The organism is Acinetobacter sp. GW821-FHT09D10 (assembly GCF_059416285.1).
Genome location: NZ_JBWKOW010000005.1, coordinates 174,407 through 194,186 on the forward strand (window position 1 = coordinate 174,407; position 19,780 = coordinate 194,186).

Sequence of the window (19,780 nt, forward strand, 5' to 3'; positions counted from 1 at the left end):
AAGGAATCTCCATGAGCGAAACACATGCTCCTGAAAAACTCCAGCGTAAGCTCGGGGCTCGTCATCTGAATATGATCGCCATTGGTGGTTCCATTGGTACAGGCCTCTTCCTTGCTTCTGGATCAACCATTGCAAATGCTGGCCCAGGTGGAGCGCTACTCGCCTACTCCCTCATTGGCATTATGATTTACTTTTTAATGACCAGTTTAGGTGAGCTTGCAACCCACAATCCGACTTCTGGTGCTTTTTTTACATATGGCAGTCGTTATGTCGAAGAAGGCTTTGGCTTCGCTTTAGGTTGGAACTACTGGTATAACTGGGCGATTACGGTTGCATTCGAACTTGTTGCAGTTCAGTTTATTATGAAATTCTGGTTCCCTGATATACCAGGATTCTATTGGAGTGCCCTGTTCCTTATCGTTATCTTTATGATTAATGCCATGACAGTAAAGGGATTCGGCGAAAGCGAATTCTGGTTCTCAATGGTAAAAGTTATCGCAATTATTGCCTTTATTATCATTGGCTTAGCCATGATCATTAAGATTATGCTAACTCCAGGTGTCGCAGCTTTTGGAAACTGGACCTATAAAGAAGCACCTTTTGTAGGTGGTTTACAGGCCATGATTGGTGTTGCAATGATTGCCGGATTCTCTTTCCAAGGAACTGAGATGGTTGGCGTTGCTGCTGGTGAATCAAAAGATCCAAAGAAGACGATTCCACTTGCAATCAAACAGATTTTCTGGCGAATCTTACTGTTTTATATCTTATGTATTTTCATTATCGGCACTCTCATTGCCTATGATGACCCAAATTTGTTGCAAGCTGCTACCACTGAAAATATTGCGCTTTCTCCATTTACCTTACTCTATGAAAGAGTTGGCTTTGCTTTCGCGGCTGGTTTGATGAATGCTGTCATTCTTACTGCTATTTTGTCAGCAGGTAACTCGGGTATGTATTCTTCAACTCGCATGTTGTTTAAAATGGCTCAAGAAGGCCGTGCTCCAAGGTGGTTTGCAAAACTTGATGGTCGTGGCGTTCCGATGAATGCACTATATGCCACAACATTTATCGCCGCATTTTGTTTCTTGACGACTTTTATTGGTGAAAAGCAAGTATTTAACTGGCTACTCAATATGTCAGGTATGTGCGGCTTTATTGTTTGGCTAGGAATTGCTATTTCACACTATCGTTTCCGCAAAGGTTATATTGCTCAAGGCTATAAATTAGAAGATTTAGCATACCGTGCCAAATTTTTCCCATTTGCACCTTGGTTTGCATTTATCCTATGTTCAATCATTATTTTAGGACAGAACTATCAAGCCATTTTAGGTGGGAAAATTGACTGGTTAGGCTTACTTTCAACCTATATTAGCTTGCCATTGTTCTTAATTATCTGGTTAGGCTATAAGTGGAAAAACAAAACCAAACTGATCCCTTATGATCAGATGAACGTCAAACCTGAACAAGATTAAAAGTCGGTTCTAATAGGTAATTTAAAGTTAATCAAAGATCAAAAACTTGATCTTTGATTAAAAAGAGGTAAAATGCCGTTCAGATTTTCAACGGCACGTTTAAATAAGGAGGACATCATGCCAGCAGTACAAGGTAAAACAGACTAAATAATTTGGCACGATGTCAGCTCACGGATAAGTGTACAAATTCACTTCACTTGTCCGAATGCTCAAATTTAAGACCTAGCATTCGCTAGGTTTTTTTATGCCTGCTCGGACAAAAATAAGAGAAAAATTATGGGCATACAAAAAATATTAAACGAGGAAGCACTTTACGGTGTTCCCGTTAAAATTTTCACTCAAGATATAGATAGTGAAAGTATTGAACAACTCAAGAAAATGGCTCAACTGCAATTTATATACTCACATATTGCTGTTATGCCAGATGTTCACGTAGGAAAAGGCGCGACTGTAGACAGTGTTATTCCGACGAAACATGCCATTATTCCTGCTGCTGTAGGCGTAGATATTGGCTGTGGAATGAATGCAATTCGTTTAAGTCTAAAGGCTTCTCAATTGCCAGATAGTTTAAGTCGTTTACGCGATGCAATCGAACGTAAAGTACCCGTCGGATTTGCTTTACACAAACAGGTTAAGGCAAAAGCTTCAAGCATTATTCCACTTGAAAAAAGCTTAGAGCCGATTATCAAAAACATCCTGGCCTTGTTCGAATGCTTCGACAATTTGATGCAACATGGCAAAAACAGCTATGTACTTTAGGTGGCGGCAACCACTTTATCGAGCTCTGTATTGATGAAAATCAAGACGTATGGATTATGCTGCATTCAGGTAGCAGAGGGCTGGGTAACGTTATTGGCACTTATTTTATTGAGTTAGCCAAGAAAGAAGCTCAGCATCGTTTTGGTCATGTCCCTGATAAAGATTTGAGTTATTTTGCCGAAGGCTCAAAAAGTTTCGATGACTATGTGGAAGCGGTAGAATGGACTCAAGAATATGCTTTTGAAAATCGCAAAGAAATGATGCGATTAATATTAGAAGCAATTCGCTCTCTTCTACCCTCTTTTCAAATGAAAAAAGAAGCAATTAATTGTCACCATAACTATGTAAGCCGTGAAATACATTTCGGTGAAAGTTTATTGATTACCCGAAAAGGTGCAATTCGAGCAGGCTTAGATGAATTAGGGATTATCCCGGGTTCAATGGGAGCAAGATCTTATAGCGTCAGAGGTAAAGCAAATCCTGAGTCATTTTGTTCTTGTTCTCATGGCGCAGGTCGCAAGATGAGTCGAAGCAAGGCAAAAAACCTTTTTAACCAGCAAGATCTTATTGAACAAACCCAAGGTATTGAATGCCGTAAAGACAGTAGTGTTGTCGATGAAATTCCAAGTGCTTATAAAGATATTGATGAAGTCATGGCAAATCAGACGGACCTCATTGAGGTTGTCCACACACTTAAACAAGTTTTATGTATTAAAGGTTAAAATATGAAAATTAAAGAAATGTCAAAGATCAAAGTTCGCAATCAGGTGGCTCTTTCCCCTTTACTTCAAAAAGGTGGGATGCATGAAACGGAAAAACCTCGTGCCCAACATCGTAGAGATAGACAAGATACTAAACAGCAATTGAGAAGAGGCGATTGGTAAATAATTTAGCCCAAGATCGAAAGAAATTATGATTAAGGAGAGGTAGAAATGAGTAAATATTTTAAAAATCGCAATAAAAAAAGCGACTCTAACGAGTCGCTTTTTTTACTGTTCAAAAACTCAAATTATTGAGCTTGTTGACCAGGTTGAACTACTACAGTACGGCTACCAGTGATTGTCGCGAATACACGACGGTTCATAGCACGACCTTCTTTAGTTTTGTTGTCAGCAATCGGTTGATCCCAAGCAAAACCTTGAGTAGACAAACGAGATGCATCAACGTTGTATTCGTTTACAAGAGCTGATTTAACAGAGTTAGCACGAGCTAAAGATAAACGTTCGTTTAACTTACGTGGACCAGTGTTATCTGTGTGACCTTCGATACGTGCAGTAGCGTTAGGGTATTCAGTTAACTTCTCAGCAACTTTAGCGATTTCTGGCTTGTATTGGTCTTTGATATTTGATTTGTTAGTATCAAAGAACACACGAAGTTCCATGTTAAGGTCTTCAGTTAACTCTTGTGGTTGTGGAGCAACTGGAGTTGGTTCAACTGGAGCAACTTCTACTACAGGAGCAGCAGGCTTCAAGTGACCACCAAGAACTACGTTTAAACCAGCAAGAGCTGTATAACGCCAGTATTTCTCATCAAAATCATAAGTACCACGAGCTTCGGTACGAAGTGATAATGCATCATTCAAACGATAGAAAGCACCTACACCAGCGTTACCAATAGTGTCTTTTTTATCAACACCACCATCAAATTCAGTTTTAGTTTGACCAGCACCTAACAATACGTACGGCTTAAATTTGCTGTCGTAATTCTTAGTAATCAAATCTGAAGTTGCGTAGAAGTTACCCGCAATAGTTTTTTGCTTATATTCAGAACCAGCTACGCCAGTACCTTCAAGATCACCCTTAACTTGGTTATATTCAGCTTCAAAACCCAACCAAGGAGTTAATTCAACACCTAGTGCAGCGCCAACGAACAAATCATCTTGTAATTCCTCATGACTTGTTAATTTATCGTTGTTATGGTCAGTATCCTGCCAAGTATAACCAACTAACAAAGGGGTAACAGTTACGCCCGCATTAGCAGCAGCTAATGGAGCAGCGACAAGCATAGCAAGTGCAATACGACTCAATTTCATGGATATCCTCCAGAGATAACAATTGTTGTTCAAGCTCAGCCTAAATTTATTGGCCCCTGAGATATTTTTACCCCAGTATTATTTTTAAGCTATTCACATTTGAATCATACAAACACTTGATAGACTTTCCAAGTGCTTGATAATTTTAATCAAGTAAATTATTGACAAAATTACTTACAATTTCCGTTGTAATTCGGTAATTTTTTACTCAACTAGAAAATATGAACAACTTCTTTCTTTCGCTTAGGATGATTTTACCAGTATTCTAGCGTCCTGATAACCTTTATTTAATTTTGTGTTTCCTCATTATAAAAAACTATATAAATCATTGATAGAACGCATAAAATCAAAATATTATTTTATATATTAAGGAATTTTAATGTTTAAATCTCCCGGTTTCACATTGATGGAACTCACTATAACGCTCGCAATTCTTATGATTATGTTCACTATAGCTCTTCCTTTATACCATCAATTTATGGCTTCGGTAGAATTAAAAAACACTCCTCGACTACTGACAATTCATATACAAAAAGCCAAATACGACGCAATTCTACGACATAAGAGTGTCGTACTTTGCCCAAGTGTTGATTTAACGCTGTGTAATAGTAATTGGGATACAAGCCTTATAAGCTTTGTAGACACAAATCATAATCTACAAAGAGAAAGCGACGAAGAGATATTGACCAATGTTGAACTTAATCATCGTTATGGTTCTTTAAAATTTCAAAAGTTTGGAAAAAAACTCAATAGTATCGTATTTCAAGGAGACACTGGACTGCCACGTGAGTCTAACGGCAGTTTTACTTATTGTTCTTATGATCAGCTTAAAAACTTTAAATTGGTTCTCAGCAAAATGGGACATATTCGTTTAGAAGATATTAAAAATTGTTAGAACTCTACAGTCTAATGCAGAAGATATTTCTCTCTGATTTTTGCAATATACTGCCTAGGTTTTAAACATTTCTTATTTTGAGATTAAGAACAACTGGAGATTAGAACAATGACTGACATCGTAATTGTTAATGGTGCTCGTACTGCCATGGGTGGTTTTCAAGGATCGTTATCGGGACTTACTGCGCCTGAACTAGGCGCTGTAACCATTAAAGAAGCAATCGCAAGAGCAGGTTTACAACCTACTGATGTCGAAGAAGTCATTATGGGTTGTGTTCTTCCTGCTGGTTTAAAACAAGGCCCTGCTCGTCAAGCAATGCGTAAAGCAGGCTTACCTGATTCTACAGGTGCTGTAACGATTAATAAGCTTTGTGGCTCTGGCATGAAAGCAGTAATGCAAGCAACCGATATGATTAAAGCAGGCAGTGCTGAAATTGTTGTTGCTGGCGGTATGGAGTCCATGACAAATGCGCCTTATGTTTTACCAAAAGCACGTGCTGGCTATCGTATGGGTCACGGCGAAATTAAGGATCATATGTTTCTTGATGGACTTGAAGATGCTGAAACTGGTCGTTTAATGGGTTCTTTTGCTCAAGATATGGCAAACACACGTGGCTATACACGTGAGCAAATGGATGACTTTGCAATTCGTTCTTTGAAACGTGCTCAAACAGCGATTACTGAAGGCTATTTCAAAGATGAAATTGTTTCGGTTACCGTACCTAGTCGCAAAGGTGATGTTGTTGTTGATCAAGATGAACAACCTCTAAATGCAAAGATCGACAAAATTCCTTCACTTAAACCAGCTTTTGCAAAAGACGGAACAATTACTGCTGCAAATGCGAGTTCTATTTCGGATGGTGCATCTGCATTAGTACTGACATCAAGTGAAGTTGCTGCTCAACGTGGTTTACAGCCGCTTGCAAAAATTATCGCAACAGCATCAAACTCTCAGCACCCTTCAGAATTTACAATCGCTCCTGTTGGTGCCATCGAGAAAGTTTTGAAAAAAGCTGGCTGGAATGCTCAAGATGTCGACCTATGGGAAATTAACGAAGCTTTTGCCATGGTCACCATGTGCCCAATTGATGATTTCAAACTTGATGCTGAAAAAGTAAATATCAATGGTGGTGCTTGCGCATTAGGTCATCCTGTTGGTTCCACAGGTTCTCGTATCATTCTTACGTTGATCCATGCTCTTAAACGCACTGGCGGTAAAAAAGGTATTGCTGCTCTTTGTATTGGTGGTGGTGAGGCTACAGCCGTTGCAATTGAACTCATTTAATTAAAAAAACAATATTTCAAAATCCCGCTTCGGCGGGATTTTTTTTATGAAAAAACTACAAAAAATGACCCACAAAATCACTTTTACGTTTTAACTTATTCTTCTAAATGAAAACAACAATGGACTATAACAATGCAACTCAATCACTATCTCAACTTTCAAGGTCAGGCAGAGCAAGCCTTTAATTTCTATAAGTCAGTTTTTGGCGGTGAGTTTGGCATGTTGAGCCGCTATGGCGATATGCCACCTACTGAAGGCGTGACTTTATCGGAAGCTGATAAGAATCTAGTTCTTCATATTTCACTGCCAATTAATGAATACACTGTACTTATGGCATCAGATACAAATGATCAATTCTGTGCCCCTAACAGCGTTTTTACCCAAGGTAATAATCACTACATTTCGATTAATCTTGAAAAAGATGAGCAAGAAAAGGCTAAACAACTTTTTGATGCTTTATCTGCAAATGGTCAAATCGAAATGCCTCTAGAAAAAACGTTCTGGGGCGCATTGTACGGCGCTTTTACCGATCAATTTGGCATAAAATGGATGGTCAACTGTCAGCTTGATACTTAATATTTTCAACACTTAAGCCTCATAGAAACACTCAGATATTTCTATGAGGCTTTTAAATATCGATATTGGAATATTGAGCAACAATCATCAGCCCTACCGTAATGAATCCAATTCCGACCCACCCTGCCACATCAATATTTTGCCCAAGAAAAATCTTTGCTAGAAAAGCTGTCGCTAATACGCCAATTCCAGACCAAAGTACGTACAGAATTCCAGCCTGCATATATTTCAAAGCAATGGCAGCACAAGCGAAAGAGATCATATATAGAATCAGAGCAATACCTTGAGCTGTCTTATTAACTAAGCCATTACCTCTGGCAGAATAGAATGTTGAGAGTACATCCGTCGCGATGGCAAATAATAACCACCAAGCGCCGGGGTTTATTTTTGAAATTAAACCTAGCATTCTTGTTCTTCAGTTAAGTCATTTAAAAATTATTTATAAAAAAAGCTGAACCTAGGTTCAGCTTTCGTATTTGAAATCTATTTAAGCACCAGTTTGATAACTTGCTTGCGGTACAGCGGTTGAAGCTTGATATGGATTGGTAAAGTCTTGTAAACCTGCCGCCGCTTCTTGTACGTCTTTGCCTTCTTTTACGACAAAACTATCAAAGCCAGAACGTTTTAAGTAGTTTAAGACATCCTTAAATACATCACCCGTTGCCCGCAACTCACCTTGGAAACCTTGGCGACGTAATAGTGCAGCAAATGAGTAACCACGACCATCACCAAAACCTGCAAACTCAATGAAAATTGCATTAAGCTCGTTTAATGGGAATGTATGATCTTCAGGTGAATCATTCACAGTCACATACAAAGCTTTTTTACCTTGAATGTTTGCTAATTGGTCTAGTTGAGCTGTTGTTACAACAACGTCACCTTGAGGAATAACACCGTCTTCAGCAATGATTTGATAAGTATTGTCAGCGATCGTGCCATCTTTATAAAGCACTGGTAGAGCTGTATTAAGCATATGCACGCTCCTTAAATGGTTGAATTCCTACACGGCGATATGTGTCAACAAAACGCTCACCCTCAGTACGTAAATCAAGATAAGTATTTAATATTTCTTCAATTACGTCAGGCACAGCATCTGCTGCAAATGATGGTCCTAAGATGTCACCGATTGATGCATCATGGTCCGAATTACCACCTAATGTAATTTGGTAGAATTCAGCACCTTTTTTATCTACACCTAAAATACCGATGTTACCTACGTGGTGGTGACCACAGGCGTTCATACAACCAGAAATATTTAAGTCTAAATGACCAAGGTCATAAACTTTGTCCAAGTCATCGAAACGACGTGTAATTGCTTCAGCAATTGGAATTGATTTCGCATTTGCCAGTGAACAGAAATCACCGCCTGGGCAACTAATAATATCGGTAATAAAACCAATATGTGCACGAGCCATATTTTGTTGTTCAAGCGCTTGCCATACATCGAACAAATCTTTTTGAGGCACATCTGCCAAAGCAATGTTTTGTTCGTGAGTCGTACGAAGTTCACCAAAAGTATATTTATCAGCAAGATCTGCAATAAAGTTCATTTCTTCGGTGGTCATATCACCCGGTGCGATACCTGCACGTTTTAGAGAAATCGTAACAATACGATAGCCCTTCACTTTATGCGCATGTGTGTTGATATTGAACCATTGCTTGAATTTTGGATGCTCAGCAAATAGAGCAGTGAAATCTTCATCTGCCAAATTTTGATAGTCAAATGGGATGAACTCTTCATCCAGTTTTTTCAAGATTTCTGGCTGAATTTTTAATGCTTCACGTGTGTGTTCAAATTCAGCTTCAACTTTCTGAGCAAAAACTTCAGGAGTTAACGCTTTCACTAGAATTTTGATACGCGCTTTATATTTATTATCACGACGACCATGTAAGTTATAAACACGTAAAACTGCTTCTAAGTATGCAATTAAATCTTCACGTGGTAAAAACTCACGAATGACGCTACCAATGATTGGGGTACGGCCTAAACCACCACCAGCCATAATTTTGTAGCCAATTTCACCTGCTTCATTACGCACGATATATACACCAATATCATGGAATGCTGTTGCTGCACGGTCTTTTTCTTCAAGTGCAGAAACGGCAATTTTGAACTTACGTGGCAAGAATGCAAATTCAGGATGGAACGTACTCCACTGACGGATCAATTCACATGTTGGACGTGGGTCTGCAATTTCACCTGCAACCACACCTGCATATTGGTCAGTCGTTGTGTTACGAATACAGTTACCACTGGTTTGAATGGCATGCATTTGCACGGTTGCAAGTTCAGCTAAAATTTCTGGTACATCTTCAAGAGCTGGCCAGTTTAACTGAATGTTCTGACGTGTAGATACGTGTGCATAGCCACGATCATATTCAGTTGAAACTTCAGCAATTTTACGTAATTGTTTTGAATTCATTAAGCCATACGGCACGGCGATACGCAGCATAGGCGCATAGCGTTGCACATATAAACCATTTTGCAAACGTAATGGACGGTATTCATCTTCAGAAAGTTTGCCCGCTAAATAGCGCTCTGTCTGATCGCGGAACTGAGCAACTCGTTGATTAATCAGCTGCTGATCGAAATCGGTATATAAATACATGGCGTACGGCTAGTAGTTTCATTATTAAGGCAGATAGCATAGCGAGCTTTTATTCATCAATAAAATGCTTTTTTTGCATATTTAATAACGGTTTTATTGATAAGCTTTAATATAAATCGACATAAAAAAAGCCTGGATAAATCCAGGCCCTTTTTATAGAAGCATTTTATTTGTTATCTGGTAAGGCATAAGCCACTAAATAGTCGCCCATTTTCGTACCAAATGAACCATGACCACCGGCCATAATTACAACATATTGCTTACCATTGATTTCATAAGTCATTGGTGTTGCTTGTCCACCCGCTGGTAAACGCGCTTCCCAAAGTTTCTTACCGTTAGTGACATTAAATGCACGTAAGTAGTTATCTTGAGTTGCACCAACAAACATGACATTACCGGCAGTAGAGATTGAACCACCTAAACCAGGAACACCAATTTTTACAGCTGGTAATTGGAACAAGTTCGGTAAGCTGTCACGAATTGTACCAATACGTTTTTTCCATACCACTTCATGGGTTTTCAAATCTACGCCTGCAACATATCCCCAAGCTGGTTGTTTACAAGGTAAACCAAGTGGAGATAAGAATGCGCTGATTTCTACGCCATAAGGTACGCCGTACATTGGTTGTACGCCCTGCTCAGTTCCCGCACCTTTTGCAGTTTGCGCACGGTTTGGATCAGCAGGAATCAAACGGCTCACAAATGGCAATCCGATTGGGTTCATTACAGCAACCTGACGGTCAGGGTTAACCGACATACCGCCCCACTCAAACACACCTAAGTTACCAGGGAAAACTAAAGTACCGTTTTCAGATGGTGGAGTATAAATACCATCGTAATTTAGACGTTTGAACGAAACACGACACATGAGCTGATCAAGCATTGTGGCACCCCACATATCTTTATCAGTCAATTTGTCTTGTGGTGCCAAGTTCAAGTCAGAGAATGGCTGAGTTTTTGAATAATGCTCGCCTTTCGTTTGTGGCCCACGTTTAACTGTTTGCGGAACTGGTTTTTCAGTCACAGGAACAATTGGTTGACCATTGCGACGATCAAGAACAAAAGCATTACCTGTTTTCGTCAATACATAGATTGCAGGAACAGTTTGGCCAGCTTTGTTTTTAATATCAGCTAAAGATGGCTGAGATGGTACATCCATATCCCATAAATCGTGATGGGTTGTCTGGAAGTTCCATACTAATTTACCAGTAGAGGCATTAATCGCTAACATTGAGTTTGCATAGCGCTCTTTAAGTTCAGTACGGTCACCACCCCAGATGTCTGGAGTACCTACACCTGTTGGCACATAAACGATATCAAGTTTGGCATCGTATGCTAAAGGAGCCCACGCATTTGGTGAGTTATGAACGAAATTCGTACCTTCGCCCGGCATTGCATTTGGATCTGCTGCGCCTGTATCAAATACCCAAAGAAGTTTACCAGTGTTAACGTCGTATCCACGAATTACACCTGATGGCTCTTTGTTTGAGTAGTTATCTGTTACCGAACCAGCAATAACAACAGTTGAACCAGTCACGACACCAGGAGATGTTGGGTTGTAACCACCTGGGTAAGCGTATGGCATAAACTCTTGCAAGTTCACTTCACCATTTTTACCAAAGTCAGTACATGCTTTACCAGTGTCAGCATTCACCGCAACTAAACGGCCGTCATTCACAGGAACAAAGACTTTACGCGGACATTGTGTAGAGTCAGATTTCTTGCCTTGAAGACTCGTTGCAAACTCAGTTGTGTTGTTTGCATCGTAGTACATCACACCACGACAAGTTAAATGCTGGAACGATTTATCCGTTTTAAGCTTCGGATCAAAACGCCATTTTTCTTTACCTGTAGCAGGATCAATCGAGATTAATTGCTGATGAGCTGTACAGATAAACATGTTATTACCGATTTTAATCGGAGTAACCTGATTGGTTGTTTCGCCAGAGTCATTACCCGTTTTAAGATCGCCAGTACGTAAAGTCCAAGCAACTTTCAAATCTTTTACGTTTTGGTCATTAATCTGTTTTAACGGAGAATAACGCACACCTGCCTGAGTACGACCATAAGCGGGCCAATCACTCTCGGCAACACCAGGTACTGCTTGAGCAGTTTCTGGTTGAGGTGTTTTGATTTCACCATTAATTTCTTGCGGATCATTGAAAACAGAGTAAACCATCAACAAGATAGCGATTGCTAACGTTGAAGATAACGCAACTTTACTTGATCCAAGGTTGCTGATTCCACGAGTTACGGCTGGAACCAATAACCATAAACCAAGAATGCCTAAAATATCTAAACGCGGTGCAAGAGCCCAGAAGTCAGTTCCAACTTCCCAGACTCCCCAAATAATGGTACCTAGCATTAAAGCGGCATACACCCACAATGCTGTGGAAGCGCGCTTATACAGTTGCCATGCAACAATCAGGAGTAATACACCAGCAATAATATAGTAAATTGAACCGCCTAATGTAGCGAGCCAAATACCTCCAATTAACAGGAATAACGCTAATAACCCAATAATAATTACGGTAAAAGTCGTTAAACCTGATCTTGAAGTAGGTTGATTCATAAATCACCTCTTATCAATCATCATTTTTATCGGAAAGATACGCCAAGCTTTTGATCAAAAAACTGGCATACCAATACATCTAAAATAAAACTCAGGCACAAAGAAAAAAACGGAAGGTCAAGTTATGTCAATCAATGATTTAACCCTCGACAATCCGTTTTCGGAGTAATTACGCTTAGAATGCAGTTGAGAATTTAATACCGCCTACCCAAGTGTTATCACCATTTTTTAATGCACCAACATGACGAACATATTGCACATTTGGACGGATAGTCAGCCAATTTGTCGCATGAATACCGTAGTAAAGCTCGGTATTGTATTCAGTGTCATATTCTTTATTTTGGACATCGTTCCAATCATCGTTGATATGGATACGCGCAACACCTAATGCCAACTCATCTTGAGGACGTTGATTCAGCAAACCTTTATAGACTAAGCCTACATTTTGCATGTTATCAATTTTGTTGGTGTCGGAATCGTGGAAAGTGAGGTTCACAAAACCAGTCAAACCGCGGTCTGTTTGATCAGCAGGCTGAAATAATTTTTGTTTTGCAGTTACCCAAACACCTTGCTTATGAGAGTTTTTGGTCTTATCAGCAATTTCTTCGGCATCAGCAGTGCTGTAGTAATACCCTAAACGGTATTCACCAGACATACTTTGAGCACCTAATTTAGGTGACCAAACCACTTCAGCAGGAATAATCGCCCCATGCGAACCATCAGTACTTAGGTTAAAACCTTTGCCTCGGTCCAGATTTTCTGGGTTATATTCATATACACCCACTTGCGTATATAAGTCAGGTTGCAAGTTATATTTAACACGCATTGCCCATTGGCTAACTGGCCAGTTATACCACTGATCGCCGACCCAGTTCCCTACTTGAGAGCCGCAAAGCGCCAAGTTCTGGAAATCACAGTCAAAGCTATTAAAGTCTTCACCCTCGCCAAAACGACCGACTTTAACGTCTAACTTTTGATCCATGAATTTCTTCTTGATCCATAAATCTGTTAAACGCCAAGTCTGCTCACGCCCCCACACTTCTTGTGCCGAGCTTAAGTGCCCTGCTAAAGCTGGTGAGTGTTCAGAAAGCGACTGCCCATCACGATAAGTTAATGTGATTTGAGCTTCTGTATCTTGCCAACCTAAAATTTTATTTAGGTCAAAATGAGTTCCTAAAGCAAGTTGCCCTGTATAAGCACTACCATGGGTAGATGTCTGCTTTGAGTCTAAAATACCAGCATATTCACCGGTATATCCAAACGAAAAATCATAACCTTGTGCTTGTAACGCTGTGCGTTGACCGTTCCAATCACCCAACATCCACGGACTATTTGGGTCAAATGCAGCCGCAGCTTGTGCATGCTGAATAAAAAGGGTAATTGATAAAACGGATAAACAAGAAGCCATCAAGGATTTATGTGCTTTCATGTTTACATACCTTTTATGTCTTTGTTTATTAAGGGTACGCTAATTTTATGTAAAGAAATTATTCAAAATGTTAATTAATTGATTAATCAGATAATAATTTTCACCCACCCTGACTAAAAAATAACATCAAGCCCTTACCATCGCCCTTCGCCAAGCTTTTGACCTATAAAGGAATATCTCATTTTAGATCGTGAAAACTTAATTGGACAAGCCAATTGTGGTTCTGTATCTGCTGTATTATTTTGCAAAGGTACATCCACAATCCATCCACGTTCTTGTGCTAAGGGAGAATTTAAAGCCTCAGTTAGGTTTAAAACAGGTTCTACACATACATCAAGATTTGCGAATATTTCATGCCATTCTTTAAAGGTTTTAGTTTTAATTTTTTCTTGAATGGCTTGTTTAACTTCTTGTCGGTCATCGGCATCTAATGAAGCACCTTTTTGTAATAATAGTGGCAAATCAAGAGCTATTGATAAACCTGACATAAATTGTGGTTCAAGACTACCAATTGATAGATAGCGCCCATCTTGAGTCATATAATAATCATAGAAAATGCCGCCATTGAGCATGCCATGCTCTGGGGCCTGCTCGACCTGAGCAGCAAGTGTGGCTGACGCAGCCATACTATTTAAGCTAGCAACACAATCGGTCATGGAAATATCAATGTATTGCCCTATACCGCTACTCACGCGCTCAACCACTGCGGCTAATATAGCAATCACTGCATGAAGTGAACCACCTGCAATATCTGCAACTTGAATACCAAACGGTGGCGGACCACTGTCTTGTCGGCCGCTATACCCAGCAATACCGGCTAAAGCTAAATAGTTAATGTCATGCCCTGCTCTGTCTTTATAGCTTCCTGTTTGCCCATATCCTGTAATTGAGCAATAAATTAAACGCGGATTAATTTCTGCAAGCGTGGCGTAATCTAACCCTAGACGACGCATCACATCAGGTCGAAACTGCTCAATGACAATATCAAACTCAGAAATCTTGGCTTTAATCAGATCAATACTCGCCGGATCTTTTAAATCGAGAACAATCGACTGTTTATTTCGATTTAGATAACTATGTGCCGTTGCTTGTCCATTTGCATAAGGCGGCATGATGCGAATTAAATCTGGACGTGATGGAGATTCAATATGGATGACTTCTGCGCCCATATCGGCTAAGTACATTGTTGCAAAAGGGCCAGGTAAGAGGGTCGAGAAATCTAGAACTTTAAGTCCATTTAATGCTGTCGTCATCGTTTTTTTAACCACTATTATTCATATTTTCTTTTATATTAGTTAAGCAAATATTCTAAAACAATGTCATGTTCAGCCATTTACCTTGATCATTTCGGCAATTTAACATGTAAAAAGTGCTTTTACTCTGTTGTAAATCGCCAATTTATTTTTTTAGACGGTCATTTAGGTCAATTTAAAGTGAACATCAAAGAGACTGAAGGATTCAATATGAGTCGCGATACGATTAGCATCCACTTCGTGAATGCGGCTTTAACAGGCGTAAAACGCCTTGGCATGGATGTCGAGACGTTACTTTCACATGTGGGTATCGAAGCGGAACTATTACGTCAACCTAAAGCTCGAATCTCGCCAGAACAATACACTCGTTTTATAAAAATGTTGTGGATGGTCACACAAGATGAACACGTTGGTTTTGATGTACAGCCACGTCGTTTGGGCACTTTTGCCATTATGTGTCAGTTGATTATTCATGCAAAAACCTTGGGCCAAGCCCTTGAACTCTCATCTCAATTTTACAAATTATTCGGTGACGAATGGTCTGTAAGCCTAGAGCGTGACAAACATGAAGCACGTTTAGTTCCACTCATTCCAAAAACATTAGATCCGGACCATTTCATTACTGAAAGTATGTTAATGATTTGGCATGGTTTGGCATCGTGGCTGATTGAACGTCGGTTACCTTTAGAACGTGTTCATTTTAGCTATCCACGTCCTGCCCATGCAGATGAATATGATGCATTATTTTTTGCACCAGTCATGCAGTTTGATGCACCACGTACTGAGATTACCTTTGCGGCCGATTATCTTGATTTGCCAATCCGCCAAGATGAAAAAACGCTAGAAGAGTTCTTAAAAGCAGCTCCTGCTCAGCTTTTAGTAAAATTCAAAAACACCAACTCGCTGACTTCTCGTATTCGTGACGTGCTCAAAAGCCAAATTGGTGAAGAAATGCCAACGCTTAATGACGTTGCATCAATGTTGTACTTGTCTCCTCAAACTTTACGCCGCCGCTTGGCTGCTGAAGGTAAAAGCTACCAAGGCGTGAAAGATGCCCTACGCCGAGATGCTGCTATTCATTTGTTACTCAACCCTGAATTAACACTTGAAGATGTTGCACAACAAGTTGGCTTTAGTGAAACCAGTACTTTCCACCGCGCATTTAAAAAATGGACAGGTGTGACCCCTGGTTTATACCGTCAGCTACACGGTTACCACTAATTCTTAAATCTCTTTAGTTTCACATTTAGCCCAAGCATGACTTGGGCTTTTTTGTATCTCTATTGGCAAAAATCATCACCTGACTGGTGCGCTTATCGTCATTGCACTCGCTATTAAAACCAGTACACTCAAAGCACAAATAAATTTTAAGCAATAAAAAAGGAACTGTTATGAGCGAGGCTTATATTATTGATGCCATTCGCACACCACGCGGAAAAGGAAAAAAAGACGGCTCTCTTTACGAAGTAAAACCTATTACATTACTGACCACCTTATTAAACGAATTACAGCAGCGCCATCAACTTGATACGTCTAAAGTCGACGATATTGTTCTGGGCTGCGTAACGCCAATTGGTGACCAAGGTGGTGATATTGCTAAAACAGCAGCCATTGCCGCAGGCTGGAATGATGATGTTGCTGGGGTGCAAATCAATCGTTTTTGTGCTTCAGGTTTAGAAGCAGTCAACATGGCAGCAATGAAAGTTCGCTCAGGCTGGGAAGATTTAGTGGTTGCTGGTGGCGTCGAGTCAATGTCACGCATCCCAATGGGTTCTGATGGTGGGTCGTGGGCGTTAGACCCTGAAACCAATCTAAAATCATCATTTGTTCCACAAGGTGTGGGGGCTGACCTCATTGCAACCTTAGATGGTTATAGCCGCGAAGATGTAGACACATTTGCAGTAAACTCTCAGCAAAAAGCTGCAGCAGCTCAGGCAAATGGATATTTCGATCAATCAGTGGTTCCAGTAAAAGATCATTCTGGTGTGGTGATTTTAGAAAAAGATGAATTTATTAAAGGAAATACGACAGTTGAAGGACTGACTAAACTCAACCCAAGTTTTGAAATGATGGGACAAATGGGTTTTGATGCCATCGCCTTACAAAAATACCCTGAAGCACAAAAAATCAATCATGTTCATCATGCAGGTAACTCATCTGGCATTGTCGATGGAGCAGCTGTAGTTTTATTGGCTTCTGAAAAAGCGGTGAAAGAACAGAATTTAAAACCGCGCGCTAAAGTTCTGGCGACAGCACTGGTCGGGACAGACCCAACGATCATGCTTACTGGCCCTGCTCCTGCTGCACGTAAAGCTTTAGAAAAAGCTGGCCTCACCATTAATGATATTGACCTGTTTGAAGTCAACGAAGCCTTTGCAGCAGTTGTAATGCGTTTTATCAATGAACTCAATGTTCCACCAGAAAAAGTTAACGTAAATGGCGGTGCGATTGCTTTAGGTCATCCATTAGGTGCAACGGGTGCCATGATTTTAGGCACGCTACTTGATGAGCTTGAACGTCAAAATAAAAAGCGCGGTTTAGCTACGCTCTGTGTTGGTGGTGGTATGGGTATTGCCACCATTATTGAACGCGTATAAAGATTAGGGATATAAAAGATGAGTGCAATCCAATACGAAAAAAATGCCGATAACATTGTCATTTTAACGCTTGATTCAACAGGTCAATCTGCAAATACCATGAATGCCGAGTTTCGTGACTCGCTTGATGAAGCAACCCAAAAACTAAAAGCAGAAACAGCACTTGCGGGTGTTATTTTCCGCTCAGCCAAAAAAACTTTCTTTGCAGGCGGCGACTTAGATGAGCTTATTCAGGTTCAGCCTGAACATGCCACTGATTTTTTCAGCATGGTTGAAAAATTAAAAGGCCATTTACGTACCATTGAAACATTAGGTATTCCAGTCGTTGCAGCCTTAAATGGCACAGCGCTTGGTGGCGGTTGGGAAATCGCATTAAGTTGCCATCACCGCATTGCCATTAATGACTCAAAAAGTAAATTCGGCCTACCTGAAGTCACTTTAGGCCTTTTACCAGGTGGCGGTGGTATCGTCCGCATGGTACGCCTGCTTGGCTTACAAAACGCATTCCCATTTTTAATGGAAGGCAAGCAGTTCGGTGTTGATAAAGCAAAATCTTTAGGTCTGATACATGACACTGCTGAAAACGAACAAGAGCTTTTAGATAAAGCGATTACTTGGATAAAAGCCAATCCTAAGTCTCAACAACCTTTTGATGTCAAAGGTTATAAAATTCCGGGTGGCGATCCAAAGACTCCAGCTGTTGCTCAAGTTCTTGCTATTGCCCCAGCCATGTTAAGAGACAAAACTAAAGGTTGTTACCCTGCTCCTGAAGCAATTATGGCGGCAGCAGTTGAAGGTGCTCAGGTCGATGTAGATACCGCTTTACGCATCGAATCTCGTTACTTCACCGAACTCACCACGGGTCAGATCTCTAAAAATATGATCGGTACTTTCTGGCATGGTCTAAATGCGATTAAGTCTGGTGCTAGCCGCCCTACCGATGTTGCAAAATGGCAAGCAACCAAAGTTGGTGTGCTAGGCGCAGGTATGATGGGTGCGGGTATTGCATATTCGACTGCAATTAAAGGCATTCCTGTTGTACTAAAAGATGTCTCTATTGAAAATGCTGAAAAAGGCAAAGCCTATTCACAAAAACTTTTAGATAAACGCGTTTCACAAGGCCGTATGACCGCAGAAAAACGCGACCAAGTCTTATCCCTCATTACAGCCACTGCCTCAGCACAAGATTTACAAGGCTGTGACTTAATTATTGAAGCTGTATTTGAAAACCAAGAGCTCAAAGCCAAAGTTACTCAAGAAGCTGAACAATATTTAGCTGAAGGTGGAATCTTTGCATCAAATACCTCCACCCTACCAATCACAGGTTTGGCAACGGCGAGTAAAGATGCCCAGAAGTTTATTGGACTACATTTCTTTAGCCCAGTCGACAAAATGCAGTTGGTCGAAATTATTAAAGGTAAAAACACTTCAAGCGACACACTTGCCAAAGCCTACGACTTTGTACAACAGATTGGAAAAACGCCGATTGTTGTCAATGATAGCCGTGGCTTCTTTACCAGTCGTGTGTTTGGTACTTTTATTCAAGAAGGTATGCGCTTACTTGCCGAAGGTGTTCATCCAGCGCGTATTGAAATGGCAGCGCTTAAAGCAGGCATGCCTGTAGGCCCACTCGCTATTCAAGATGAAGTATCTTTAACCTTAACCGAACATGTTGCCAGTGAAGCACGTAAAGCCCTACAAGCCGAAGGTAAAGATTTGCCTAAGACCTCTGTCGATGAGGTCGTTCATACCATGATTCATGAGCTAAACCGTAAAGGTAAGGCGACTGGCGCTGGTTTCTATGAATATCCAGAAAATGGTAAAAAGCACCTTTGGGGAGGTTTAAACCGCTGGCAAAAAGATCATGATATTTCTGAGCAAGACATGATTGATCGCATTCTATTTGTACAAGCTTTAGATACATTACGTTGCTATGAAGAAGGCGTATTGGAGTCTGTGATTGATGCCAATGTCGGTTCTATCTTTGGGATTGGTTATGCACCTTGGACGGGTGGAGCCATTCAATTCCTCAACCAATATGGTACTGATAAAGCACAGAAGCGAGCAGAAGAATTAGCTGCCAAATATGGTGACCGTTTTACACCTCCAACTTTGCTAAAAACCAAAGCTGAGCAGAAGCAAAATATTCAATAACTTAGACTTATTGGATATTTAAAAACTGTATAAACCTTGCCCATATAAATATATTTTATTTATATGGGTTTTTCTTTATGACCTTTAAGATTTCAGCCTCCTGCCTAAATATGCTATAAATAGACTTCATTTTTGTGCTTCTAAAGCA

The 19,780-nt window shown here is 40.3% G+C and carries 15 protein-coding genes and 1 pseudogene; 9 read left to right on the forward strand and 7 right to left on the reverse strand.

The genetic code is table 11. The annotated features are described in order from the left end of the window. The first annotated feature begins 11 nt into the window (after positions 1-11). The 3 genes and pseudogenes from AC07M3_RS13065 to AC07M3_RS13075 all read left to right on the forward strand — a co-directional run bounded on the left by AC07M3_RS13065 (position 12) and on the right by AC07M3_RS13075 (position 3,115). Positions 12-1,472 carry an amino acid permease gene (locus AC07M3_RS13065; protein WP_092708728.1) on the forward strand — a complete coding sequence of 487 codons (1,461 nt, stop codon included), beginning with the start codon at positions 12-14 and terminating at the stop codon, positions 1,470-1,472. Between the two features lie 276 nt (positions 1,473-1,748). Next, positions 1,749-2,953 (forward strand): annotated as a pseudogene (locus AC07M3_RS13070) (RtcB family protein). Positions 2,954-2,956: 3 nt separating this feature from the next. Further along, a complete protein-coding gene (locus AC07M3_RS13075; RefSeq protein WP_307012593.1) occupies positions 2,957-3,115 on the forward strand; it encodes a hypothetical protein in 159 nt (52 codons plus the stop codon). A gap of 125 nt (positions 3,116-3,240) precedes the next feature. On the opposite strand, the gene omp38 is transcribed toward AC07M3_RS13075, so the two are convergent. After that, entirely contained in the window at positions 3,241-4,263 is a 1,023-nt protein-coding gene (gene omp38 / locus AC07M3_RS13080) for an outer membrane protein Omp38 (RefSeq protein WP_307012591.1), read from the reverse strand. Positions 4,264-4,642: 379 nt separating this feature from the next. Here omp38 and AC07M3_RS13085 point away from each other — a divergent pair, with 379 nt between their 5' ends. From AC07M3_RS13085 to AC07M3_RS13095, 3 genes are all read left to right on the forward strand, one after another. Beyond that, positions 4,643-5,158 carry a GspH/FimT family pseudopilin gene (locus tag AC07M3_RS13085; protein WP_133747750.1) on the forward strand — a complete coding sequence of 172 codons (516 nt, stop codon included), beginning with the start codon at positions 4,643-4,645 and terminating at the stop codon, positions 5,156-5,158. 108 nt (positions 5,159-5,266) lie between these two features. Beyond that, positions 5,267-6,442 carry a thiolase family protein gene (locus tag AC07M3_RS13090; protein WP_005036248.1) on the forward strand — a complete coding sequence of 392 codons (1,176 nt, stop codon included), beginning with the start codon at positions 5,267-5,269 and terminating at the stop codon, positions 6,440-6,442. Positions 6,443-6,574: 132 nt separating this feature from the next. Beyond that, a complete protein-coding gene (locus tag AC07M3_RS13095) occupies positions 6,575-7,018 on the forward strand; it encodes a VOC family protein (RefSeq protein ID WP_494567494.1) in 444 nt (147 codons plus the stop codon). 52 nt (positions 7,019-7,070) lie between these two features. Here the strand turns inward: AC07M3_RS13095 and AC07M3_RS13100 are convergent, their stop codons facing one another. The 6 genes from AC07M3_RS13100 to AC07M3_RS13125 all read right to left on the reverse strand — a co-directional run bounded on the left by AC07M3_RS13100 (position 7,071) and on the right by AC07M3_RS13125 (position 14,881). Further along, the gene (locus AC07M3_RS13100) at positions 7,071-7,424 is read right to left on the reverse strand and encodes a DMT family transporter (protein ID WP_494567495.1); all 354 of its coding nucleotides are present in this window, start codon (positions 7,422-7,424) and stop codon (positions 7,071-7,073) included. Positions 7,425-7,505: 81 nt separating this feature from the next. Next, a complete protein-coding gene (locus AC07M3_RS13105) occupies positions 7,506-7,991 on the reverse strand; it encodes a DUF934 domain-containing protein (protein ID WP_004638960.1) in 486 nt (161 codons plus the stop codon). Beyond that, positions 7,984-9,627: a nitrite/sulfite reductase gene (locus AC07M3_RS13110; protein WP_494567496.1), complete on the reverse strand. Its 1,644-nt coding sequence runs from the start codon at positions 9,625-9,627 to the stop codon at positions 7,984-7,986. The genes AC07M3_RS13105 and AC07M3_RS13110 overlap by 8 nt, the downstream gene beginning before the upstream one ends. A gap of 166 nt (positions 9,628-9,793) precedes the next feature. Then, positions 9,794-12,199 (reverse strand): glucose/quinate/shikimate family membrane-bound PQQ-dependent dehydrogenase, encoded by a 2,406-nt coding sequence (locus AC07M3_RS13115; protein ID WP_092708712.1) that lies wholly within the window; start codon positions 12,197-12,199, stop codon positions 9,794-9,796. A 175-nt stretch (positions 12,200-12,374) separates the two neighbouring features. Continuing rightward, positions 12,375-13,607 (reverse strand): carbohydrate porin, encoded by a 1,233-nt coding sequence (locus tag AC07M3_RS13120; RefSeq protein WP_080632415.1) that lies wholly within the window; start codon positions 13,605-13,607, stop codon positions 12,375-12,377. Positions 13,608-13,762: 155 nt separating this feature from the next. After that, positions 13,763-14,881: a CaiB/BaiF CoA transferase family protein gene (locus AC07M3_RS13125; protein WP_199990771.1), complete on the reverse strand. Its 1,119-nt coding sequence runs from the start codon at positions 14,879-14,881 to the stop codon at positions 13,763-13,765. 210 nt (positions 14,882-15,091) lie between these two features. Here AC07M3_RS13125 and AC07M3_RS13130 point away from each other — a divergent pair, with 210 nt between their 5' ends. The 3 genes from AC07M3_RS13130 (at position 15,092) to AC07M3_RS13140 (ending at position 19,632) form a co-directional block, all read left to right on the forward strand. Further along, complete coding sequence (locus AC07M3_RS13130) at positions 15,092-16,102, forward strand: AraC family transcriptional regulator (protein WP_004638954.1); 1,011 nt, start codon at positions 15,092-15,094, stop codon at positions 16,100-16,102. A gap of 170 nt (positions 16,103-16,272) precedes the next feature. Then, positions 16,273-17,478 carry an acetyl-CoA C-acetyltransferase gene (locus AC07M3_RS13135; RefSeq protein WP_494567497.1) on the forward strand — a complete coding sequence of 402 codons (1,206 nt, stop codon included), beginning with the start codon at positions 16,273-16,275 and terminating at the stop codon, positions 17,476-17,478. 18 nt (positions 17,479-17,496) lie between these two features. Beyond that, entirely contained in the window at positions 17,497-19,632 is a 2,136-nt protein-coding gene (locus AC07M3_RS13140; protein WP_494567498.1) for a 3-hydroxyacyl-CoA dehydrogenase NAD-binding domain-containing protein, read from the forward strand. The last annotated feature ends 148 nt before the right edge of the window (positions 19,633-19,780 follow it).